19 protein-coding genes are annotated in these 21457 nt (G+C 66.8%); 7 read left to right on the top strand and 12 right to left on the bottom strand.

Annotated features, from left to right (window positions below):
- Window positions 1–482 precede the first annotated feature (482 nt).
- From ACWEKR_RS27945 to ACWEKR_RS27920, 6 genes are all read right to left on the bottom strand, one after another.
- Entirely contained in the window at window positions 483–1190 is a 708-nt protein-coding gene (locus ACWEKR_RS27945) for an FABP family protein (protein WP_452356978.1), read from the bottom strand.
- 189 nt (window positions 1191–1379) lie between these two features.
- Window positions 1380–1685: a DUF1416 domain-containing protein gene (locus ACWEKR_RS27940; RefSeq protein WP_159842239.1), complete on the bottom strand. Its 306-nt coding sequence runs from the start codon at window positions 1683–1685 to the stop codon at window positions 1380–1382.
- 5 nt (window positions 1686–1690) lie between these two features.
- Window positions 1691–2524, bottom strand: coding sequence for a sulfurtransferase (locus tag ACWEKR_RS27935; RefSeq protein WP_195085709.1), 834 nt, complete (start codon window positions 2522–2524; stop codon window positions 1691–1693).
- 29 nt (window positions 2525–2553) lie between these two features.
- On the bottom strand, window positions 2554–3048 hold the full coding sequence (locus tag ACWEKR_RS27930) for a DUF4395 domain-containing protein (protein ID WP_452356977.1): 495 nt from the start codon (window positions 3046–3048) through the stop codon (window positions 2554–2556).
- A gap of 287 nt (window positions 3049–3335) precedes the next feature.
- Window positions 3336–3779, bottom strand: coding sequence for a thioredoxin family protein (locus ACWEKR_RS27925; RefSeq protein WP_452356976.1), 444 nt, complete (start codon window positions 3777–3779; stop codon window positions 3336–3338).
- Window positions 3776–4576 (bottom strand): LmeA family phospholipid-binding protein, encoded by an 801-nt coding sequence (locus ACWEKR_RS27920; protein ID WP_452356975.1) that lies wholly within the window; start codon window positions 4574–4576, stop codon window positions 3776–3778. The genes ACWEKR_RS27925 and ACWEKR_RS27920 overlap by 4 nt, the downstream gene beginning before the upstream one ends.
- Before the next feature lie 294 nt (window positions 4577–4870).
- On the opposite strand from ACWEKR_RS27920, the gene ACWEKR_RS27915 reads away from it, so the two are divergent.
- From ACWEKR_RS27915 to pstB, 6 genes are all read left to right on the top strand, one after another.
- The gene (locus tag ACWEKR_RS27915) at window positions 4871–5635 is read left to right on the top strand and encodes a winged helix-turn-helix transcriptional regulator (RefSeq protein WP_452356974.1); all 765 of its coding nucleotides are present in this window, start codon (window positions 4871–4873) and stop codon (window positions 5633–5635) included.
- Window positions 5636–5761: 126 nt separating this feature from the next.
- On the top strand, window positions 5762–6682 hold the full coding sequence (gene mshD / locus ACWEKR_RS27910) for a mycothiol synthase (RefSeq protein WP_452356973.1): 921 nt from the start codon (window positions 5762–5764) through the stop codon (window positions 6680–6682).
- A gap of 241 nt (window positions 6683–6923) precedes the next feature.
- Window positions 6924–8036, top strand: coding sequence for a phosphate ABC transporter substrate-binding protein PstS (gene pstS / locus ACWEKR_RS27905; RefSeq protein WP_452356972.1), 1113 nt, complete (start codon window positions 6924–6926; stop codon window positions 8034–8036).
- Window positions 8037–8127: 91 nt separating this feature from the next.
- A complete protein-coding gene (gene pstC / locus ACWEKR_RS27900) occupies window positions 8128–9099 on the top strand; it encodes a phosphate ABC transporter permease subunit PstC (protein ID WP_452356971.1) in 972 nt (323 codons plus the stop codon).
- Window positions 9099–10001 (top strand): phosphate ABC transporter permease PstA, encoded by a 903-nt coding sequence (gene pstA, locus ACWEKR_RS27895; protein ID WP_452356970.1) that lies wholly within the window; start codon window positions 9099–9101, stop codon window positions 9999–10001. Before pstC ends, pstA begins: the two co-directional genes overlap by 1 nt.
- Window positions 10002–10022: 21 nt before the next feature.
- Window positions 10023–10799 carry a phosphate ABC transporter ATP-binding protein PstB gene (gene pstB, locus ACWEKR_RS27890; RefSeq protein WP_039795034.1) on the top strand — a complete coding sequence of 259 codons (777 nt, stop codon included), beginning with the start codon at window positions 10023–10025 and terminating at the stop codon, window positions 10797–10799.
- Window positions 10800–10956: 157 nt separating this feature from the next.
- Here the strand turns inward: pstB and ACWEKR_RS27885 are convergent, their stop codons facing one another.
- The 6 genes from ACWEKR_RS27885 to ACWEKR_RS27860 form a co-directional block, all read right to left on the bottom strand.
- Window positions 10957–12486, bottom strand: a complete 1530-nt coding sequence (locus ACWEKR_RS27885) for a hypothetical protein (RefSeq protein WP_452356969.1) — start codon at window positions 12484–12486, stop codon at window positions 10957–10959.
- A 32-nt stretch (window positions 12487–12518) separates the two neighbouring features.
- Window positions 12519–12812 (bottom strand): hypothetical protein, encoded by a 294-nt coding sequence (locus ACWEKR_RS27880; RefSeq protein ID WP_452356968.1) that lies wholly within the window; start codon window positions 12810–12812, stop codon window positions 12519–12521.
- Between the two features lie 119 nt (window positions 12813–12931).
- Window positions 12932–13594 (bottom strand): phosphate signaling complex protein PhoU, encoded by a 663-nt coding sequence (gene phoU / locus ACWEKR_RS27875; RefSeq protein ID WP_067795247.1) that lies wholly within the window; start codon window positions 13592–13594, stop codon window positions 12932–12934.
- A gap of 703 nt (window positions 13595–14297) precedes the next feature.
- On the bottom strand, window positions 14298–16088 hold the full coding sequence (locus ACWEKR_RS27870; protein ID WP_452356967.1) for an LCP family protein: 1791 nt from the start codon (window positions 16086–16088) through the stop codon (window positions 14298–14300).
- 698 nt (window positions 16089–16786) lie between these two features.
- A complete protein-coding gene (gene dusB / locus ACWEKR_RS27865) occupies window positions 16787–17929 on the bottom strand; it encodes a tRNA dihydrouridine synthase DusB (RefSeq protein WP_452357037.1) in 1143 nt (380 codons plus the stop codon).
- 147 nt (window positions 17930–18076) lie between these two features.
- Entirely contained in the window at window positions 18077–19048 is a 972-nt protein-coding gene (locus ACWEKR_RS27860; protein WP_452356966.1) for an acyl-ACP desaturase, read from the bottom strand.
- A gap of 1481 nt (window positions 19049–20529) precedes the next feature.
- On the opposite strand from ACWEKR_RS27860, the gene ACWEKR_RS27855 reads away from it, so the two are divergent.
- Window positions 20530–21438, top strand: coding sequence for a hypothetical protein (locus ACWEKR_RS27855; RefSeq protein ID WP_452356965.1), 909 nt, complete (start codon window positions 20530–20532; stop codon window positions 21436–21438).
- Window positions 21439–21457 lie beyond the last annotated feature (19 nt).

The raw sequence follows: 21457 nt of genomic DNA, 5'->3' as shown, positions 1-21457 counted from the left end.
CGTGAGGTGGCTGTCCGCTAGCGCCACCGCTGCAGGTGGATTTCGCCCGCGCGAGCGCTGAGCGAATTCCAGGCAGTCACCCGGCCCCCGAGCCCCGGTCGGTCCGACCGGACCCGTGCGAGGAAACTCGCACCGGTATGGCTCGGGGGCTGTTCTGTGCTCGCCCGCCTCTCCGGGTATTCAGGCCGTACCAGTTGGGTTGGGGCGTAGGTTGGTCACAGGTCCTGCGTTAGGGCGTAGGTGCGTTTCGGGGTGGCCGGGGAGTTACCCATGTACTTGCGAGATCAGTTGTCGCTTTGGCTGTGGGGGCGAGGTCGGTTTGGCAGCCCGGAGTTGCGTTGGTCAGTGCAATCATCTGAGCTCGTTGGCACTTGGTGAAATCAGCGCGAACGTTCAGGGCTGAGCAGCACAGCACAGACGGCCTGGGCGCAGCTTCCGCGTCACCTTGACTTGTAGGGTCTTCGATACCCGGAGAGGCGAACTCAGCCGATGTAGCGCTGGAGGCGGGCCGAGAGGCGGGGTTCGAGGGGGCCGTCGGCTACCACGCGTTCCTCGACGTACGCCAAGTCGCCGCCCTCGACGATGCCGTAGAGGCGCTTGGCGCCGCCCACGACGATGCCCGACTGGCTGCGGATCACCACGTCGGTGGCCAGTTCCCAGGACGACTGGGTCAGCGCTTGCCCGTAGAACAGTTCGACGATGCCGCTGCTGTGCGCCAGCAGCAGTTCGATGACCTCGTCGTTGCCGTCGATGCCGACCCGCCAGAAGCCGCTTTCGCGCAGGTCGGGACCACCGTAGTTGCCGTCGGCCTCGATGACCCAGGACCGGGATTCCCAGGCGAGATAGTCACCGCCGTCGTGCGAGACGACGATCTGCTGGCCGAACCGGTAGTCCCCGCGCTCGGGATCATTGCCCTCGCCCTCGCCGCGCCACACGCCGACCAGCGGGAGCAGCGCGAGCATGGAGGCACTCAGATCGGGGCCGAGGCGCAGGTTGGCGGTGTCCTCGGGCAGCGGGAGATCGGGTAGGACCGGGATGTTCCTGGCGCCGGTCGATTTCGCCCGTTCGGCAGCGTCTGCCACGGCCTGGTCACCGCTGCGGCGACCGGCGGCATCGGCCGGAGCGTTGCCGTTCAGTTGTTCACTCGCTCGCTCGGCCGGGTTGGAACCTTCGCTCGCGAGTTCGCTCATGATTCGGTGAACAGCCGGTAGAAGACGTAGAGGCCGAACCAGCCGATCAAAACGGCCACGGCCACCAGCAGAATCTCGAAGAAGAGGACCACGTTCCGAGTCTAACGACCCCTCGGTGGCGGCACGCAAACGGCCCCGGTGCTTCCGCGAAGCGGAAAGCGACCGGGGCCGTTCGACGAGTGCGAGGTCTTACTTGGCAACCGCGACGTCGACCGCGTGGATGCCCGCGCCTTCGGGGCGGACCTCGGCGGAGCCGTTGCCCGCGGAGGACAGCGCGCGGACGGTCCACGAGCCGGGAGCCGCGAAGAACCGGAAGTCACCGGTGCCCGACGCGACGACCTCGGCGGTGAAATCACCGTTGCCGTCGAGCAGGCGCACGAACGCCCCGCCCACCGGCTGGCCGTCGGCGCTGAGGACGCGGCCGGTGATGACCGTCTCCTTCTCCACGTCGACGCCGGCCGGAATGGCCTGACCCTGGGTAGGTGCTGCACACATATGAATTACTCTCCCAACTCGATCGGAGCGCCGACGAGCGAGCCGTACTCGGTCCAGCTCCCGTCGTAGTTCTTGACGTTCTGGTGGCCCAGCAGTTCCTGCAGCACGAACCAGGTGTGCGAGGAACGCTCACCGATCCGGCAGTACGCGATGGTCTCCTTCTCGCCGTCCAGGCCGGCTTCCTTGTAGATCTCGGTCAGCTCGGCGTCGGACTTGAAGGTGCCGTCCTCGTTCGCGGCCTTGCTCCACGGCACGTTGATGGCGCCGGGGATGTGGCCCGGACGCTGGCTCTGCTCCTGCGGCAGGTGGGCGGGCGCCAGGATCTTGCCGGTGAACTCGTCGGGCGAACGCACATCTACCAGGTTCTTGGTGCCGATGGCCGCGATGACCTCGTCACGGAAGGCGCGGATGCCCAGGTCGGGGGCCGACGCCTTGTACTGTGTGGCGGGCCGGTTCACCGGCTCGGTGGACAGCGGGCGGCCGTCGAGCTCCCACTTCTTGCGGCCACCGTCGAGCAGCTTGACGTTGTTGTGGCCGTACAGCTTGAAGTACCAGTAGGCGTACGCGGCGAACCAGTTGTTGTTGCCGCCGTACAGGATGACTTCGTCGTCGTTCGAGATGCCGCGCGCCGAGAGCAGGTCGGAGAACTGCTCCTGATTCACGAAGTCACGACGAACCTGATCCTGCAGGTCCTTCTTCCAGTCGAGCCGGACGGCACCCTCGATGTGCCCACCGTCGTAGGCGGAGGTGTCCTCGTCGACCTCGACGAAGACCACGCCGGGGGCGTTGAGGTTCTCTTCGGCCCAGTCAACGGAGACCAGGACATCGGAGCGAGCCATTGTTTTCCTTTCAGAGATGACGTGCAGGGTCAGTTCGATGCCGGTGACGGGCTCCGGCGGAGGCGGGCTACCAGCGGATAGATCCGGCAACCCAAGCAGATCCCGAACGCCGCGTTCAGGAACGCCGCGAACAGGGCGAAGCCGGCGAACACCGCGCCGACGACTGTGGAGCCGAGCGCGAAGCCCAGCAGGCTGACGGCCGCGAAGACGAAACCGAGCAGCTGCGCGAACCGCAGCGGAGCCGTCGGCTCGGTCGCACTCGTCGGCGCGAGGCGCGGCGCGACGAAGGCGGCGTAGATCCGGCCGTACGGATGGCGGCGCGGACCGAGGGCGGCGCCGGCCGCGAAGACGATCGCCTGCAGGGCGATCAACACCGCCGCGGCCGCCGGTGAGACCGCGGCGGCGAGCACCACGACGACGAGGACGCCGGTGGTGACCCAAGCGGCGAACCGCGGTCCGCGCACATCGACCTGGTCGGCGGAAGCGGGGGTGGCTTCGGAAGTGTTACGGATCTGGGTGGACATTGTGCATACTCCTGCGCTGAATAAGTCCGATGACTGGAGATTTGCCAACTCGCCGGGGGATCGTGAGATCACTCGCGCGGCGGGCAGGGGTCGGCGTCAGGAAATCCGGAAGAGCCGACCGATCAGCGGCACAGGCAGCAACAACCACCGAGCCGACACAGATCCACTGTGCGGCGTCGGGTGAGCATCAGCTCGTGGTTGGAAAGCACGTGAGCAGTTTACCCAATTCGGCGGGGAAATTGGACCCGGGGTGGATCACACCCGTCCAGGGGAGTTGTCATCGCAGCTCACGCCGCTGCGGTCAGCGGCTCGAGCGCGGAGCGCAGATCGGTGGCCTTCGGCACGCCGGAGATGCGGAACCGCTCCTTGCCCTCGACGTCGAAGACGAACGTGGTGGGCAGCGAGAGGACGTTCAGTTCCCGCGCGAGCGCGGGCTCGGCGTCGATGTCCACCTCGATGTCCTGCGGCGGCTGCGGCGATTCCGCGAGCTGATCGGTGACGTTGGCGACCACCCGGCGAACGGCGTCGCACGGTCCGCACCAGTCGGCGGAGAAATGCAGGACCGCGGGCCCGGCGCCGGTCACGCCGACGGACGCCAGCAGTTGCGCGCGAGCGGAATCGGACAGGTCGATGCCGTCGGCCGCGCGAATCTTGCCGTCACGCCGACGCAGCAGGAGGCCCACCGCCAGCGCGGCGAGCAGGATTACTGCGAGGATGGTGAATTGGATCATGGTCGCTGCAATCGGTCTAGGTCGATCGTGACGTTCACGCCCTTGCCCTCCACGACGATCTGACCGCCCTGGGCGGAGACCTTGGTGGGCCGGACACCGAACGGCAACTCCTTGGTGTCGATGGTACGGGTGAATCGGGCGAGGACCGCGGGCCGATCGGCCTCGGAGATCACCGCCACAGGCATGGTCTCGGTGCCGGGCGGGCCGCGATAGAAACCGGTCGCGACAATTTTCACCTGGTCGCCGTCGAGCGACAGATCGGCCTGCACGCTGACCTTTTCGCCGCCGTACTGCGCGCCCGGCGTCTCCGGCAGGGTGCCGGTGAGCACCAGCGCGCCGGTCGTGGTCATGCCGGAACCGCCCGAGCCGCCGGTTCCGTCGGACTTGTCGGCAGGACGCGAATGCACCTGCAGGTCGGGGATGGCGAACAGCCTGCCGAGTTCGGTCGGCTCCACGCGCAACCGGCTGTCGACCCGCTCCACGGGGACCCCGCGCAGACTGCCGTCGACCAGTTCACCGACCGGCAGCCGCACCCCCGTCAGCGTCGCCTCCAGCGCGATCTCGCCGGGGATGTCCAGACGCTTCGCGCGCGCCCGGATCTCGACGTGGTCGTAGCGACCGTCCCAGGCCTGGCCGAGGAAGGGGAAACCGTTGATGGTGACCTCGGGATCCGCGGTGAGGTCGGCGCCGTCGCGCAGCGCCCTGGACACGCGGTACTCCGAATAGGCCGCGGTACTGAAGTCGATGACCACGGCGAACCCCGCCAGACACAGCAGGCCGATGATCAGCTTGCGCATGCTCCCCCGTCTCTCCGGGTCTCGGGCCGCGGCGGCCGGGAGCCGCGCGGCGCGCGTTCGGCTGCCGTGCCGGGCGCGCCGCCGATGGCGGGCATGCCCGATACGTAACCCATGTACGCACCATATCGGTTGGCCGGAGCTGGGCACCGGAGTGCCCACCGGTGCGGCGACGGACCCCGGAATGCGTGGTCATGCCTTGTTACGCGCTAATCTTGCATCCGATTACCTGTGATTAGCGACGCGGGCGTGGCGGTGCTGCCGCATCCGCGTGGCTACGAGATGGGAGGAGGGCCTGTGGAGCTGCTCCTGCTTACCTCCGACCCCAACCCCGAGTCGGTGTTGCCCTCGCTCGCCTTGCTCGCACACAACGTGCGCCCGGCGCCCACCGAAGTGGCTTCGTTGCTCGAGGCAGGCAGCGCGGACGTCGCCCTGGTGGACGCGAGGACCGACTTGGCCGCGGCCCGCGGCCTGTGCCGCCTGCTGGGCAGCACCGGATCCTCGGTGCCGGTAGTCGCGGTGCTCACCGAGGGCGGCCTGGTCGCGGTGAACGCGGACTGGGGACTCGACGACATCCTGCTGCCCGGCACCGGCCCCGCCGAGCTCGACGCCAGGCTGCGGCTGCTGGTCGGACGCAACGGCGGCGTGGCGAGCCCGGAGAACACCGGCAAGATCACGCTCGGCGAGCTGGTGATCGACGAGGGCACCTACACCGCACGCTTGCGCGGCCGCCCGCTCGATCTCACCTACAAAGAATTCGAGCTGCTGAAGTATCTCGCGCAGCACGCGGGCCGCGTGTTCACCCGCGCCCAACTGCTGCAGGAGGTGTGGGGCTACGACTTCTTCGGCGGGACCCGCACCGTGGACGTGCACGTGCGGCGGTTGCGCGCCAAGCTCGGTAGTGAATACGAGTCGCTGATCGGCACCGTGCGCAATGTCGGTTACAAAGCCGTGCGCCCGTCGCGGGCGTCGGCCAAGGGCGAGTCGGTGAGCTTCCCGGACGACGACAACGAGGGCACCGACGATTCGCCGCTCACGCCGGTCAACGGCTCCGCCCAGTAATCCCCGGCGGACGGTGGCCGGCTCAGGCGGTGCTCGCACCGTTCCCGGCGGAAATGCCCACCGTCTCCACGACGTTGCCGACAGTGGATCCCGCGCGGGGTCTACCGGCTCGAGGAACGGAGGCCGATGAGCGGCGCGACGACACAGTGGACCGACCGTCCCGACGCGGACACGGTGCAGGCGATCACCGATCTGCTCGCGCGCGCGACCGCGGCCGACGGCGTCGCCCCGGTCTCGGAACAAGCCGTGCTGTCGCTGACGTCGGGCGACCACACCGGAGCGCGCCACCTGCTCGCCTGGCGGGCCGGAGCGATCGCCGGTTACGCCAATCTAGTACCGGAGCACGGCGAACATCCGGCGATGGCCGAGGTCGCCGTCGATCCGGTCCAGCGCGGGCACGGCGTGGGTACCGATCTGGTCACGGCGGTCCTGGCCGAGGGCGGGCCGGGCGCACGGGTCTGGGCGCACGGCGACCGGCCGGCGGCCAAGGCGGTCGCCGCCCGGCTCGGGCTGCGGACGGCGCGTGAGTTGTGGCAGATGCGGAGGTCTCTGGCAACTCCATCGCTACCGGAGCTCGTTGTCCCGGACGACCTCGTGTTGCGCAACTACGCCGGTCCCGCCGACGACGCGGAACTGTTGCGGGTGAACGGCGCCGCCTTCGCCTGGCATCCCGAGCAAGGCGGGTGGACCGAGCGCGACATCGAAGTCCGTCGCGGCGAGTCGTGGTTCGATCCGGCGGGCCTGTTCCTGGCGTTCGACCCGGTGGCTCCCGATCGTCTGCTCGGATTCCACTGGACCAAGGTGCATCACGCGGAGAATCCGCCCGTCGGCGAGGTCTACGTGGTCGGCATCGATCCGGCCGCGCAGGGCCGGGGACTCGGTCGGCTGCTCACCCTGGCGGGGTTGCGGCATCTGCGCGACCGCGGGTTGGCCGGGGTGTTGCTTTACACCGAGGCCGACAATGTCGCCGCGGTGCGCACTTATACCCGTCTCGGATTCGCTCCGGCGCACGTCGACGTCGCTTATGCCGCGGCGGAGGCTGAATAGCAGGCGGCAGAACGGATGCGCGCGAGTAAAACTGCGGCAAACGTCACATCCACCGGCTGCAATCGCGCCGGGCTGTTCACTCTCCGTTCACTCAGGTCGGTCCAACTGTCAACCACGTGACTTTAGGTTGGGTGAGGGCAGCACACTGCTGCCTGGTGCGCAAGTTCCCCGCGAACAGCACCACAGCACCCGTCCGGGCCGGTGAGGGACCGGACGAGTAGGACGCCATTCCGGAGGAATAGTGAATCTCAAGCGCAGCAGCGCCCTGGTTGGTGTGCTGGCCGTCGGCGCCATGACGCTGGCCGCCTGTGGCAGCGACGACAACACCTCTACCGACACGGGCAATGTGGCGAAGGTCGACGTCGCCTGCGGCGGCAAGAAGGCCCTCAAGGCCAGCGGTTCCTCCGCGCAGAAGAACGCGATGGAGCGCTTCATCGCCGCGTACGAGAAGAACTGCGACGGCGCCACGCTCAACTACACCTCCAGCGGCTCGGGCGCAGGCGTGAGCGAATTCATCGGCGCCCAGACCGATTTCGGTGGCTCCGACTCGCCGCTGAGCGCGAAGAAGGACGAGCCGAAGAAGGCCGCCGACCGCTGCGCCTCGCCCGCGTGGAACCTGCCGACGGTGTTCGGCCCGGTCGCGATCACCTACAACATCGACGGTGTGACCGATCTCGCGCTGGACGGCCCGACCGCCGCCAAGATCTTCAACGGCGCCGTGACCACCTGGGACGCCCCGGAGATCAAGGCGCTGAACCCGAACGCCAAGCTGCCGTCCGAGCCGATCGCGGTGATCTTCCGCAGCGACGAGTCGGGCACCACCGACAACTTCCAGCTCTACCTGGATTCCGCCTCCGACGGCGCCTGGGGCAAGGGCGCGGGCAAGGCCTTCAACGGCGGCGTCGGCGCGGGCTCGAAGGGCAACGAGGGCACCTCGGCCGCGGTGAAGACCACCAAGAACTCGATCACCTACAACGAGTGGTCCTTCGCGAAGGCGCAGAACCTGTCGATCGCTCGCATCATCACCTCGGCGAGCAAGGACCCGGTCACCCTGAGCGTCGCGTCGGCGGGCAAGGCGATCGAGTCCGCGAAGATCTCCGGGCAGGGCAACGACCTGATCATCGACACCTCCTCGCTCTACAAGCCGTCGGTCGCGGGCGCGTACCCGATCGTGATGCCGACCTACGAGATCGTGTGCTCGAAGTACTCCGACGCCGAGACGTCGAAGGCGGTCAAGGCCTTCCTCACCTCGGCGGTCACCAACGGCCAGCAGGGCTTGGACGAGGCCGGGTACATCCCGATCCCGGAGCAGTTCAAGACCAAGCTGACCACCGCCATCAACGCCATCTCCTGATAGCAGCCCCCACATGACCGTCCACGACGAGGTTGCCGCCGCAGGCCAGTCGGATTCGACCGGCCTGCGAGCAGGCGGAGATACTGCGCTCATGCCGAGCAAGCCGAGCACCGACCCGGCCACGAAGAGTGGTCGCCCGCACAGCCCGCGAGCGGAGATCGTCTTCCGCTCGCTGGCGACCACAGCGGGTGCGATCATCGTCGCCGCCATCGCGTTGATCGCGCTGTTCCTGCTCATCCGGGCGGTGCCGTCGGTGCTGGCGAACGAGTCGAACTTTTTCACCAGCACCGACTTCAACACCTCGGACGCCAACCACCTCCGGTTCGGCATCCGGGATCTGTTCATGGTCACGGTGCTGAGTTCGATCTTCGCCCTGGTGCTCGCCGTTCCGATCGGCATCGGCATCGCGCTGTTTCTGACGCACTACGCGCCGAAGACGCTGGCGCGGCCGTTCTCGGTGCTCGTCGATCTGCTCGCGGCGGTGCCCTCGATCGTGTTCGGTCTGTGGGGAATCCTGGTTCTCGCTCCGCAATTGGAGCCGATCCAGACCTTCCTGAACGACAACCTGGGATGGCTGTTCCTCTTCGCGGACGGCAACATCCCGCTGGCCAGCGGCGGCACGATCTTCACCGCGGGCGTCGTGCTCGCGGTGATGATCCTGCCGATCATCACGTCGGTCAGCCGTGAGGTGTTCAACCTCACCCCGCGCGCTCACATCGAGGCGGCACAGGCGCTCGGCGCCACGAAGTGGGAAGTCGTGCGGATGACGGTGCTGCCGTACGGCCGCAGCGGCATGATCGCCGGCGCCATGCTCGGCCTCGGGCGCGCGCTCGGCGAGACGATCGCCGTGCTGATCGTGCTGAAGACGGCCGCCCAGCCGGGGCAGTGGTCGGTGTTCGACGGCGGCTACACCTTCGCCTCCAAGATCGCCTCGGCCGCGGCGGAGTTCAGCGCCCCGCTGCCGACCGGCGCCTACATCGCGGCAGGCTTCGTGCTGTTCGCGCTGACCTTCGTCGTGAACGCGCTGGCTCGACTCGCCGCGGGCGGAAGGGTGAACGGGTGATGACCTCCTCGACTCTGGATCGGCCGATCAAGCCGCCCACCTTCCGAGATGTGAGCTTGTCGCGCAAGGTGCGCAACAACGTCGCGACCGGCCTGGTCTGGCTGGCGTTCGGCGTCGCGCTCGTGCCGCTGGCCTGGGTCCTGCTCATGGTGATCAGCAAGGGCTTCAGCGCGGTGGTCCGGGCGGACTGGTGGCAGAACTCGCTGAAGGGCGTGCTGCCCAATCAGGTCGCGGGCGGCGTCTACCACGCCATCTACGGCACCATCGTGCAGTCGCTGGTCGCGACGGTGATCGCCGTTCCGCTCGGCATCATGGCGGCGGTGTACCTGGTCGAGTACGGCCGCGGCGTGCTGGCCAAGACCACGACCTTCATGGTCGACATCCTGGCCGGCGTGCCGTCGATCGTCGCCGCGTTGTTCATCTTCGCGCTGTGGATCGCGACGCTCGGCTTCCCGCAGAGCTCTTTCGCGGTGTCGCTGGCATTGGTGCTGCTGATGCTGCCGGTGGTCGTCCGCAGCACCGAGGAAATGCTCAAACTGGTGCCCGACGAATTGCGCGAGGCGTCCTACGCGCTCGGTATCCCGAAGTGGAAGACCATCGTGCGGATCGTGGTGCCGACCGCGCTGCCCGGCATGATCAGCGGCATCCTGCTCGCCATCGCCAGGGTGATGGGCGAGACAGCTCCTGTGCTGGTGCTCGTCGGCTACAGCAAGTCGATCAACATGAACGTCTTCGACGGCAACATGGCGTCGCTGCCGCTGTTGATCTACCAGGAACTGGCCAACCCCGAAGCTGCCGGACGCGAGCGGGTGTGGGGCGCGGCTTTGACCCTCATCATCATCATCGCCCTCCTGTACCTGGCGGCTGCGGTCCTCAACCGCCTGCTCACCCGGAACCGATAGAAGCGGAACGGATTACCGAAAATGGCCAAGCGGATCGACGTCAAAGATCTGAACATCTACTACGGCAAGTTCCATGCCGTGTCCGATGTCTCGCTGACCGTGCTGCCGCGCAGCGTGACCGCCTTCATCGGTCCCTCGGGCTGTGGCAAGTCCACCGTCCTGCGTTCGCTCAACCGCATGCATGAGGTAACCCCGAACGCCAGGGTCGAGGGCGCGGTCCTGCTGGACGGCGAGGACATCTACGGCACCCAGGTCGACCCGGTGGGCGTGCGCCGCACGATCGGCATGGTCTTCCAGCGGCCGAACCCGTTCCCCACCATGTCCATCAAGGACAACGTCGTCGCGGGCCTGAAGCTGCAGGGCGTGCGCAACAAGAAGGAGCTCGACGAGGTCGCCGAGCGCTCGCTGCGCGGCGCCAATCTGTGGAACGAGGTCAAGGACCGCTTGGACAAGCCGGGCGGTGGCCTGTCCGGCGGCCAGCAGCAGCGTCTGTGCATCGCGCGCGCCATCGCCGTGTCGCCCGACGTGCTGCTCATGGACGAGCCTTGCTCGGCGCTCGACCCGATCTCGACCCTGGCGATCGAGGATCTGATCACCGAGCTGAAGAAGGAATTCACCATCGTCATCGTCACCCACAACATGCAGCAGGCCGCGCGCGTGAGTGACCAGACCGGCTTCTTCAACCTGGAGGCCCAGGGCAAGCCGGGCAAGCTGATCGAGATCGACGACACCGAGAAGATCTTCTCCAACCCGTCGCAGAAGGCCACGGAGGACTACATCTCCGGCCGCTTCGGCTGATTCCGGTTGCCGACCGGCTGTGCGCCGGTGAATTGGTTGTAATCGACGCCGTCGATAACTGGCAAGCCGTCGGTAACGCAACAGTCCAACGATCGGCCCCGCCCGCCCACCAGCGGTCGGGGCCGATTTCGTAGTATTCGGCCGGGTAATTCGTCGGCTATTCGCCGGATGGGGTCTCGAAGAGCGGCGTCGGCGTTGCCTGCACTCGGCGGGTATGGTCCGAATCCGATTGTCTGTTCGCCGCCGGTGCACCGAAGAGACCGGTGCTCGCCGGAGCGGTCGATGGGGAACCAGGCGCGGCCGCGACAGTGCTGCTCGGGTTGTCGGCGCCGACATCGGCGTAGCTCGCCTGCCGAACGGGTGCTGGTGGTTCTTGCTTGGTATCCGCCGACTGCGACGAATTCGGCTTGTCGGGTTTGTTTTCGGTGCTTGCCGAATTGTCCGCCGCCGAATTGTCCGGCTTCTGTTCGGTCGATTTCGCGTTCGGGTCGGTGGGGGATTGACCCGTCGCGGGATCGGCGCCCGGTTGGGTATCCGCCGGTGTGCCGGTTTCGGTCGGGTCGCCGGTAGACGGTGCACCCGCGGGCGTGCCGTCGACCGCACGGTCGACACTGGTGATCACCGTATCGGCAGCATTCGCGAACTTCTCCGCGGCCGTACCGGCGGAGTCGATCAAGCCCTTACCCGCCTCCCCGCCCGCTGTGATGATGTCGGCGAGATTGTCGTCCAGCTTGCCGACGGAATCGATCAACGTGGGAATGTTTCCGGTGATGGAGCCGATTGCGTTGATCAGGCCCGTCACATCCGAAGGTTTCCACGAATTCGGATCGCTGGCCGCGCCGGTGGAAGCGGGTATCTGCGCGGGCTGGTCGGTTGTGGTCCCGTCCTCGCCCGTCCCGGTGCCGTTGGTCGTACCGTCGTCGGGCTTCTTCCCGGACTGATCGGCGCCCTCTTGCTTCGTGGACTGATCGGCTCCCTCTTGCTTCGTGGACTGATCGGCTCCGTCCTGCTTCGTGGACTGATCCGTGCCGTCCTGGTCGGCCTGCTGCTGGCCTGCGATCGGGCTGGCCTGCGGCGTGCCCGCGGGCGTGGTGGATGGATCGGTCGGGTCCTGTCCGGTCTCTCCGGTGTCGGACTGCCGGTTGTACACCGCGAGCATCGGATCCGTCTGCGGTGTGCCGTCGAGCGGGTCGCCCTCCCCGAGTTGTTCGCTGCGGGTACGGACGTTCGCGCCAGCTTGTTCGATCTTGGTCGCGACGTCGGATTGGGTGCCGAGCAACTCGTTCAGTGCGGTGGTGATGGCGGTCTGGTGGGTGTACTGGGTGTCGCCGTCGTCATCCGAGACGTCCGGGCCGGGAGTGACCTGCCAGTCCTCGGAGACGGTGAATCCGGCCGTGACGGCTTCGTCGACCTTGTCCAGCAGAGCCTGACGGAATCCGGCCAGACTGGTGCCGCTGTCGATCAAGGTTTGCGCGAGGTCGTCGGTATCCAGCGCCACTTTGTTCGCCGCGTCGCGATCGCCCGCGATCCGGTCGTAAGCGGCGTAATAGGCATCGCCGCTCCAATGCGCGCCCGCCGCCCGGATCTGCGTGACCGTTTCATCGATCAGAGTGACGAATTCGCTGTTGCGCGAACGTATTTCGGTTCCGGCTTCGCCCAACTTCCACGGCTGCCATTCCGACCGCACCTGACTGAGGGTGGGCGTAGTGCTCGTCGTCCTCACAGATGTGCGCCCATCGCGTCGAGCCCGTCGCGGAACTCCAGGTCGGATACCTCGTAGTTCGCGGCGCCGCCTTTGGCGATGTTCGAAACGCGCTTGCAGCGCATGGCCATCCGCTGCCATGCGTCCTCGACATTCGAACCCGCCGCCGAGCAGACCTCGCTCAGCGTCGAACCCGGTAGCACACCGCCGAGCGCATCGGTCGTGGCCCGTACGGTCAACACCCCGATCGCACCACCGATTTTGTCCATCGACGTGGCCAACGCGCGTAGCTCCGCTGGATCGACGTTCATAACGCCCCCCTTCATACCGGATCCCCTCCGGCGTAACGCTATACCAGAGCAATCCCGCCCCGTGCGGCCAAATCTATCATTCGCCGCCCGCGAAAGGTCAAGCCTTACAAGCCCTTCGGTTACCCTTCCGCATCCGGGTCCGGCGGGAGAACGCCGGTGACCAGGAAGATGACCCGGCGGCCGATCTCGACCGCATGGTCGGCGAAGCGTTCGTAGTAGCGACCGAGCAGCGTGACATCGACGGCAGCCGCGACGCCGTATTTCCAGTCCCGGTCCATGAGTAGTGTGAAGAGGTGGCGGTGCAGATCATCCATCGCCTCGTCGTCCTCGTTCAACTGCGCCGCGCGCTCCGGGTCGCGGGTTTCCAGCACCTCTCGCGCACCGGCCCCCATGTTCACCGCGATGCGACCCATCTCGGCGAAGTAGCCGTTGACGGACTCGGGTAGCGCGTGGTTCGGATGACGCCTGCGCGCGACCTTTGCCACGTGCAGCGCGAGCGCGCCCATCCGGTTCACATCGGCGACGATCTGGATCGTGCTCACCACTTGCCGCAGATCACCGGCGACCGGCGCCTGCAGCGCGAGCAGGGCGAAGGCCTTCTCCTCGGCGTCCTGGATCAGCTCCGCGATCCGGTCGGACTCGCTGATGACCTGCTCCGCCAGCGCGAGGTCCGCCTGGAGCAGGGCCTGAGTCGCCCGCTCCATGGCCGAGCCGGCCAGGCCGGCCATCTCACCCAGCAGGTGGGCGAGTTCGGCCATTTGCTCGTTGTAGATGACACGCATGGAAACTGACACTAGTTCGCCGCGCTGACCAAGTCACGAACAGGGAGTGAATGACCGGTGTGAACAGTTAGCGCGCGTGTTGCCCCAGGCGGAAACCGTGCTCGGCTCATGTCGTCGTCCGTGCTCTATACGGCTCGGGGCGCGAAGAAATGTGACTTGCATCGCACTGCGAGCGATTCCCGGCGGGAGTGCCCGTGACTTCCTCATGGACCGATCGGTGCTCTTTGCGGTTGTCGGCGGCGTTGATGTGCTCCAATCTGAGGTCGGGTGACCGGGTTCCCCCGAGAACTCCGAGGGTGACCGAGCGTGAGCGCAGTCACCCTCGGAGTTCAGCTCGAACTAGCTGTAAATGTGAAACCCGTAGGCGACGCCGCCATTGCCGTTGCGGACGGACTCGCACCCGCTTACGCGGGCTCCCTGGTCTACAAACCACTGCCGGCTGCGCTCACATTGTTGTGGCGTGTCGTACTGCCACCACCCGTCTGCTTGGGCAGGACCTGCGAATAATGCTAAGGCGGCCGCCGTTGCGGTTGCTACGAAGATCAGTTTGCGTACCACTGAAACCCCTCCATGTCGATGGTTACGTTCTCGAAACTAGCAGCAACTGAGCGAGAGACCACTTGAATTTTGTTGCGGTAGAACGTGACTCGATACGCACTCGGCTTCGGTCGGACCACGTGCTGGTCGCGGTGCACCCGGTCGCCTACTTGCAAATGTCCTCGCCCGCGTTGAGGTGTTCCAAGTCCGACGGCAGCACGGCGGGCGTTGAATCCGTCGAGGTGGTCGTCGCGATGTCTCCGATCTCGTCACCGACGGGCGTCGGCGCCTTCACGGTGACGCCGGTCTTCGAGTCGCCTCCGATGACGACCTCGACGATGCCGCCGAGATCTTCGGCGGCCTCGATGGTCGCGCCGGGAATCGATGTCGCCACGGTCGCGGCCTCGGCCTCCAAACCTGAGGCGTAGCGGACTTTCGTCGTGGCGGAGGTGCCGTTGGCGTAGTTTCCGGTGTTGTAGATCGTGAAGCCCTGGTTGCCGAGCTTGGCGGCCGCCGTGCGCGCCAGCCCTTCGATTCCGGAGCCGTTGGACACCAGCAGCGAGACGGTGGAGGGATCCACTGCCTTGTACTTGGTAAGTGTCGGCGCGGACTGAGTCGGGGCAGGTGCGTTCGCTTGCACGGTCGGCTTCTCGCCCGGCAGCGGCTGGTCGTCGCGGATGGCCTTGAAGATCGCCTTGATGTCGGATTCGCGGGGGATCTCGTTGCCGTATGAATCGGTGCCCGCGGTCGGGACGGTGATGAAGGTGACGGCTCCCGCATCGACCTTCTGCAGCGAACGTCCCAGCATCAGCAAGTCAGCGGATTCGACGCGGTCGACCAGGGTGTGCTTGCGGAACGCATCGATGAAGCCGTTCAGTTTGCCCAAATCGAAAAGCACCCTGCTCGATAACGCGCCGCGTAGCAACGAGGCCAGGAAGCGCTGCTGCCGGTTGATGCGGTCATAGTCACTGCGCTCTTCGCCGTAGACGTGCCTGGCGCGCACGTAGTTCAGTGCGGTCGCACCGTCGATGCGCTGTTTGCCCGGCTGCGCGAGCACGGTGCCGAGGACTTCGTCGACGATCGGCTTGCTGGCGCACACCTCGACACCTTCGACCTGGTTCACCATCGCCTCGAACCCGGCGAAGTCGATGGCGATGAAATGGTTGATCGAGCTACCGGTCAGCCGCTGGATCGTAGATACGAGACACTTCGGCCCGCCGAGGGCATAGACGGCATTGAGTTTGCCGCCCATCGCGGGCGGGAAGGTTTCTTTGGTGTACACGGGGTTGTTGCCGTCGCTGGTGTCCCAACCGCTGCACTGAGGTCTGGTTACGTCCAGGTCGCGCGGGAAGGACACGACCACGACCCGGTTCCGAGCCTTCGGGATGTGTACGAGCATGGTGGTGTCGGCGCGGGAGCCTTCGGCGTCGTCCAAAGTGCCCGCGCCGAGCTGGCCGTTGGCCCCTGCGCGGGTATCGGTGCCGACGAGCAGGTAGTTCTCGTCGCCGAGCTGCGCGTTGGAGTCGATCACGTCTTCCGAATTGTCGTCCAACGCGGAAACTTGAGTGAAGCTATCGGTCGTCGACCGCAGGTAGCTCCAGCCGCCGCCGGTGACCAGCAGCGCGAGCACGGCGCTCACGGACAGTCCGGCTCGGCCCGCGGCGCGCAGCCGCTTGTTGCGGCGCTCCCGGGACGCCTGCAGCCGGGTCTGGGCGGTGCCGACGGGCTTGGGTTTGCCGTCCTTGCCGTCCTTGCCGTCCTTGCCGTCCTTGCCGTCCTTGGTGGGCCAGCCCACGCCCTTGCGTAGGGCGCGCGTGGGCTCGTCGACCGGAGCGATGACATCGGTGACCTCTTCGGCCTGCTCCGGTTCCGGTGCAGCGACGCGCGCCGGGCGCTCGGCGGGGCGGCGGCTCGCGGCGCGGGCGGTCGGCGTGGCGCCCGTGATGTCCTGGACCACGGGCGAACTGCCCGTCTGGCGTGGCGGCGAGTCCGGCGCGCGCCGGGGACCGGCTGCGGCGCCGCGGCCGTTGGCGGCGGCCGGGTCGGCGGGCCTGCGGGGCGCTTCCTGCCGTGCCTCGGCACGGTCGATTCGTCCCGACGGGGGGGCTGCCTGCGGTGGTAGGGGCTCGGGACGGCGGCCCCGATTCGCCGGGGGGCCCGGGGCGGGTGGGGCGGGCTCGGCTCGACGCCCTCGGCCGTTGGCGGGTTCCGGCGGACCGGGTTCCGGACGGCGCCCTCGACTCGGCGCGGCGGCCGGGTCCGCTGGGGTCGGCTCCGCGCGGCGGCCGCGGCGGCCGGTGCGTTCGTTGTCGACCCGCTGGACGAGATCCTGCACCGTCAGGGGCGCGGAACTCTGGTCGGGAGCGGCGTCGGTATGGCGGGAACGACGAGACGTGCGTGCGGCGTCTCGGTCGGGGGAGTCCGCCGCGGGATACCGCTCCCACGGGGCGCGACCTCCGGGCCGTGGCGAACGCCCGTGCCGATCGTCACCCACCAACGAACCTCGCTTTTCGTCCTGCTTTCCCGCTCAGGTCACACTCGACCGGCGGCACCGATTCCGCAATGATAACGATTCCGCCACGGGGGGCCACTCCAGTGCGGAATCGAAGAGGTCACAGTGGTGTTGCGCTCTGGATTCGCTGTGCGGTTGCCCGATCAGCCTCCGCTGTGCATCACATCCGCCGCGCGCGGCACCGCGGGATCATCCGGATCATCGAGCCAGCCGTGTGGCAGCGCGACCTTGCCCGGCGAGCCCTGCCTGCCGCGCGGACCCTCCGCGTCCTTCGGGAAGGGAACGGCTGGGTCGAGTTGGCCGACGAGATCCTCCAGCTGCGCGAGGCTGCCCACCGTGGCGAACGCTCGACGTAGATCGGAACCCACCGGGAAGCCCATCAGGTACCAGGCCATGTGCTTGCGCAGATCGCGCATCGCCTTCTCCTCGCCGACATGCTCGGACAGCAGCGCGCCGTGCCGGTACAGCACCGCGCCCACCCGGCCCAGATCGGGCGGCTCGGGCAGCGGCTCACCGCGCAGCGCCGCCTGCAGTTCGGCGAACAGCCACGGCTTGCCGAGGCAACCGCGGCCGACCACCACGCCGTCGCACCCGGTCTCGTCCATCATGCGGACAGCGTCGGCGGCGGAGAAGATGTCGCCGTTGCCGAGCACCGGAATCGAGGTGACCGCCTCCTTGAGGCGGGCGATCGCGGTCCAGTCGGCTTCGCCGGAGTAGCGTTGCGCGGCCGTGCGCGCGTGTAACGCGACCGCTCGCGCGCCTTCGGCTTCCGCGATGCGTCCCGCGTCCAGATAGGTGTGGTGATCGTCGTCGATGCCGATACGAAACTTCAGGGTGACCGGGACGGCCGCCGGTTCCGCCGCGCTCACCATGGCCCGCACGATGTGCCGGAACAGTGTCCGCTTGTACGGCAGGGCGGCGCCGCCGCCGAGGCGGGTGACCTTGGGGACGGGGCAGCCGAGGTTGAGGTCGATGTGGTCGGCCCAGCCCTCGCCGACGATGATGCGCACGGCTTCGCCGAGTGTGGCCGGGTCCACGCCGTAGAGCTGCATCGAGCGGGGATGCTCGTCGGCGTCGAAGGACATCATGTGCAGCGTCTTCTCGTTACGCTCGACCACCGCCCGCGCGGTGATCATCTCGCACACGTAGATAGAGGTCGGGCTCCCGAATTCCCGGCACAACTTGCGGAAGGCCAGATTCGTGATGCCCGCCATCGGCGCGAGTACGACCGGCGGATCGACCGGATACGGCCCGATCCGCAGTGCCGCCGTCGCCTCGGTAGTCATCGTCACGCCGACCAGTGTCTCATTTCCGCACGTAGGTCGGCCGGATCGGGTCGTCCGCCCAGTACGCATGTCGCGATGCGGGCGTCTCACCGGTCCGTTCCATGTCGCCGCCGTCCGGTTCCGGACGGCGGCGTGCTGTCGCTGCGGTCAGCCTACGGAGCTGCCCGCCATCTGGCGGTCGCGCTTCGCGGCTTCGCGGGCGAGCATGCGGTCGCGCTGCTCCTCGAACTTGATGACGTCCTTGCTCAGCTTGTCCAGGAACAGCCCGAGGCGCTCGCGGACCGCCTCGCCACGGGCGGTGAAGTCCGTGCGTTCGAAGATGTTCCACTTCTTCAGCACCGGCTGGACGACGTCCTCGAGGTGCTGGCGCAAGTCGTAGATGCCGTGCTTGGCCATCAGCACGCCGTTGCGGCGGAAGTTGGGCATGCCTGCGCCGGGCATCTGGAAGTTCTCCAGGATCAGGGTGATCGCCTCGATGGCCTGGTCGGGGGCCAGATCCAGGGCGGCGCCGCACATGTTGCGGTAGAAGATCATGTGCAGGTTCTCGTCGGCGGCGACGCGCTGCAGCATGCGGTCGGCGATCGGATCGTCACAGACCTTGCCGGTGTTGCGGTGGCTGACTCGGGTGGCGAGTTCCTGGAAGGTGACATACGCGACGGAATGCAGGAATCCCGCGTCGGCTTCGGCAGGGGAAGCGAAACCGTTGGTCATGTGGACCATGCGGGCTTCCTCGAGTGCGACCGGATCGACGCCGCGGGTGACGACCAGGTAGTCCCGCATCACGATGCCGTGGCGATTCTCCTCGGCGGTCCAGCGGCCCACCCAGGTTCCCCATGCGCCGTCCTGCGAGAAGTTCTCGGCGATCTCGCGGTGATAGGAGGGCAGGTTGTCCTCGGTGAGCAGGTTGGTGATCATGGCCGCCTTCGCGACCTCATTGAGCCGGGACTGCTCCGGATCCCAATCCACGCCGCCGAGTGCCGCGAAATTGCGGCCGTCGTCCCACGGGACGTAGTCGTGCGGATGCCATTCCTTTGCCAGGGAGAGGTGCCGGTTGACGTTTTCTTCGGCAACCGGCTCCAACTCCGTCAGAAGCTCGAGTTGAGTCAGATCCCTTGCCATGTATGAACCCTTCAGTGTGTGCTTCCGGTCGTGCAGGTCATCCCAAGGTAGACCGATACCGATGCGGCCATACCTTACGGCACCGTAGGTGTGATGCGAAACGCATCTGTTGGACGATCGATGCCCTGGTGATCCACCTCATACGACACCTTCGCCGCTCGGTGATCTACACGAGTGTATGGGTTATTCCCGCAGCAATGGGACTATCGACGCGGCGCACGGAGCGTTAGCTGCACGTGACGGATCGCACCGCCGCGCTCACCGGGCAAGGTATGCGACGAAACGCGCAGGTGCCCGCGTGTGTCGCCTCCTCGCGGCGCACCTATCTGCGACGTTCCTGTGAATCGGCTCCGCCATTGCGCGAGCCGAGGGGTGTCGGGACGGCGGTTCTTCGGAGTCTGCTCGCGGAAGAATAAGGAAACGCTGGGCATGAGCCGAGGCACCTCGCTCATCGGGTGACGCGTCCTGGCGGGGGATCTCCCGCGCCGACGGAGGGGCGTGACCGTCGGGCCTCCCGACTCGCACCCCGCTGATCCTGATCGACCCGCCCGCTTCGACGCCGGTGGCGTCCACGCCGCTGCCACCGGCCGCAGCGAGACCCGTTATCTCGATCTCCCCTCGGCCTCGACCCGGCTCGGGCGCGCACCCATCGGGCCGGTCTGCCGCGGGGACTGCTCCTCGATCATTCGCAGCAGTTCCTCCGCCGCGGCCCGCACCTCGAGATCGTCGCCGGCACCGGCCTTCCTAGTGCTGCGGCCAGAAGCAGCTTCCACAGAAACATTCGAATCGGCTACGGAAGCGGACGCCCTCGGCCGTACGCCGCTACCGAGCGCCGCCATTGTGCCGTTTATCACAGTCCGACCGGTCTCGCTTCTCGCATCGACCACGCATCCGCGGGCGCCGAGATGCCCTCGTTGCGACTGGGTCATTCCCGCAATACGGAGTTTGCGCCGCTCTCCATCCGCGGCCCGCAACCCTCTGTCTGCGCTCGGCGCGATCGCATGAAAAGGAATCCGAACGACCGTCGATTGAGGCGTACGGGCTTCGATCCTGATGCCAGGGCATTGCCTACGCCACCCGAGGGATTGCACCGGACGGGAAGGGCGTGACTCCGGCGTGGCCCCTGCAAGTCGGCACAACAAGTGCCCGGCCCGCGGACAACTCCGAGAAACGGGACGGGCGCCCGGGGTGACCCGGGCGCCCGGCGCCTGTGCCCCCAGTAGGGCTCGAACCTACGACCTGCGGATTAAAAGTCCCTTTTCGGCTCTCTTATCAAACTGGCTGGACATACGTCAACAACTCGGACACGAATGTATGTTTAACCAGCGTATTTCTGGCTGTTTCGGTTTGTGCGTTCGGGACGCGAGTGTACACAACGATACGGCTGTCTGCCCCATGGCTGCCCCACAGGCAGAGACTCTTTGCCCCACGGGGATTGCCAACGTCGGCGTCTGCTGTGCCACAAGCGATGTGCATGCCGAGTGGCAGTGCCGCCCATAGCCAACCAAGCGGCCGTCGAGGTCGGCACAATCGACTGGGTGACAGGATTCGTATTGACACCAGAGCGTCGTGAAGAGCTGTCCGATCTTCTTGGGGACGAAACGCGCTTCCGCACTTCGTATCCCAGGGTTGCCGAGTACCTCGACACTGCCGCTGCTATCCCCGGAACCGGTGACGCTGAGGGCGATAGAGCCTTTGATATTCGTTTGCTGCACTACATGACGGGCGGTGACAGTGAGAATCCGTACTGGGACATCGTTGGCGCCTCCGTCAGTGCGGCCCCGGCCGAACGCGGTGGGCGTCGTGAGGTCAACGGCGGGGTAGCGAAGGGTAGTGCGCGACTGGCCTATGCGCAGACGGTTCTCCAGGAGGCATATGCCTATGCGATCCCGTCGCCCGAGACGCTGGAGTGGATCGCCGCTGTTTGTGCGGGTCGAGGGCTGTTGGAGATCGGCGCCGGGCGCGGATACTGGGCGGAACAACTGCGACGCCGCGGTGTCGATGTCTTGGCGTTCGACTCAGAACCGCCCGGCGAGATCGAGAATGTGTCGTTTCGTGGGGGAGCGGGACAGTTGGATGTCTGGCACGAAGTCGGCGACCTGGCCGATCTGGCCGCAGCTCGGGAAGCTGGAGAGGAATCGCGCCGAGTCCTCTTCTTGTGCTGGCCGCCGGGGTGGGGAAATCCGATGTCCACTGACGCGCTCGAGGCGTTCGAGGAGGCCGGAGGCGACACGCTGATCTACGTTGGCGAACCTCGCGGCGGCAAGACCGGCACTGACGCCTTCTTCGACAAGCTCGCTTCCGGGTGGGAGCAGGTTGGTGAGGATACGCAGTTCGTGTCCTGGTGGAACCTGCACGACAAAGCGGAGAGCTGGGCTCGTCGGAAGTAGGGCTAGAAGTCACGCAAAC

The organism is Nocardia sp. NPDC004573 (assembly GCF_053602135.1).
Note: the sequence above shows the minus strand (reverse complement) of the source record. Positions and strands in the feature narration are given on the sequence as shown.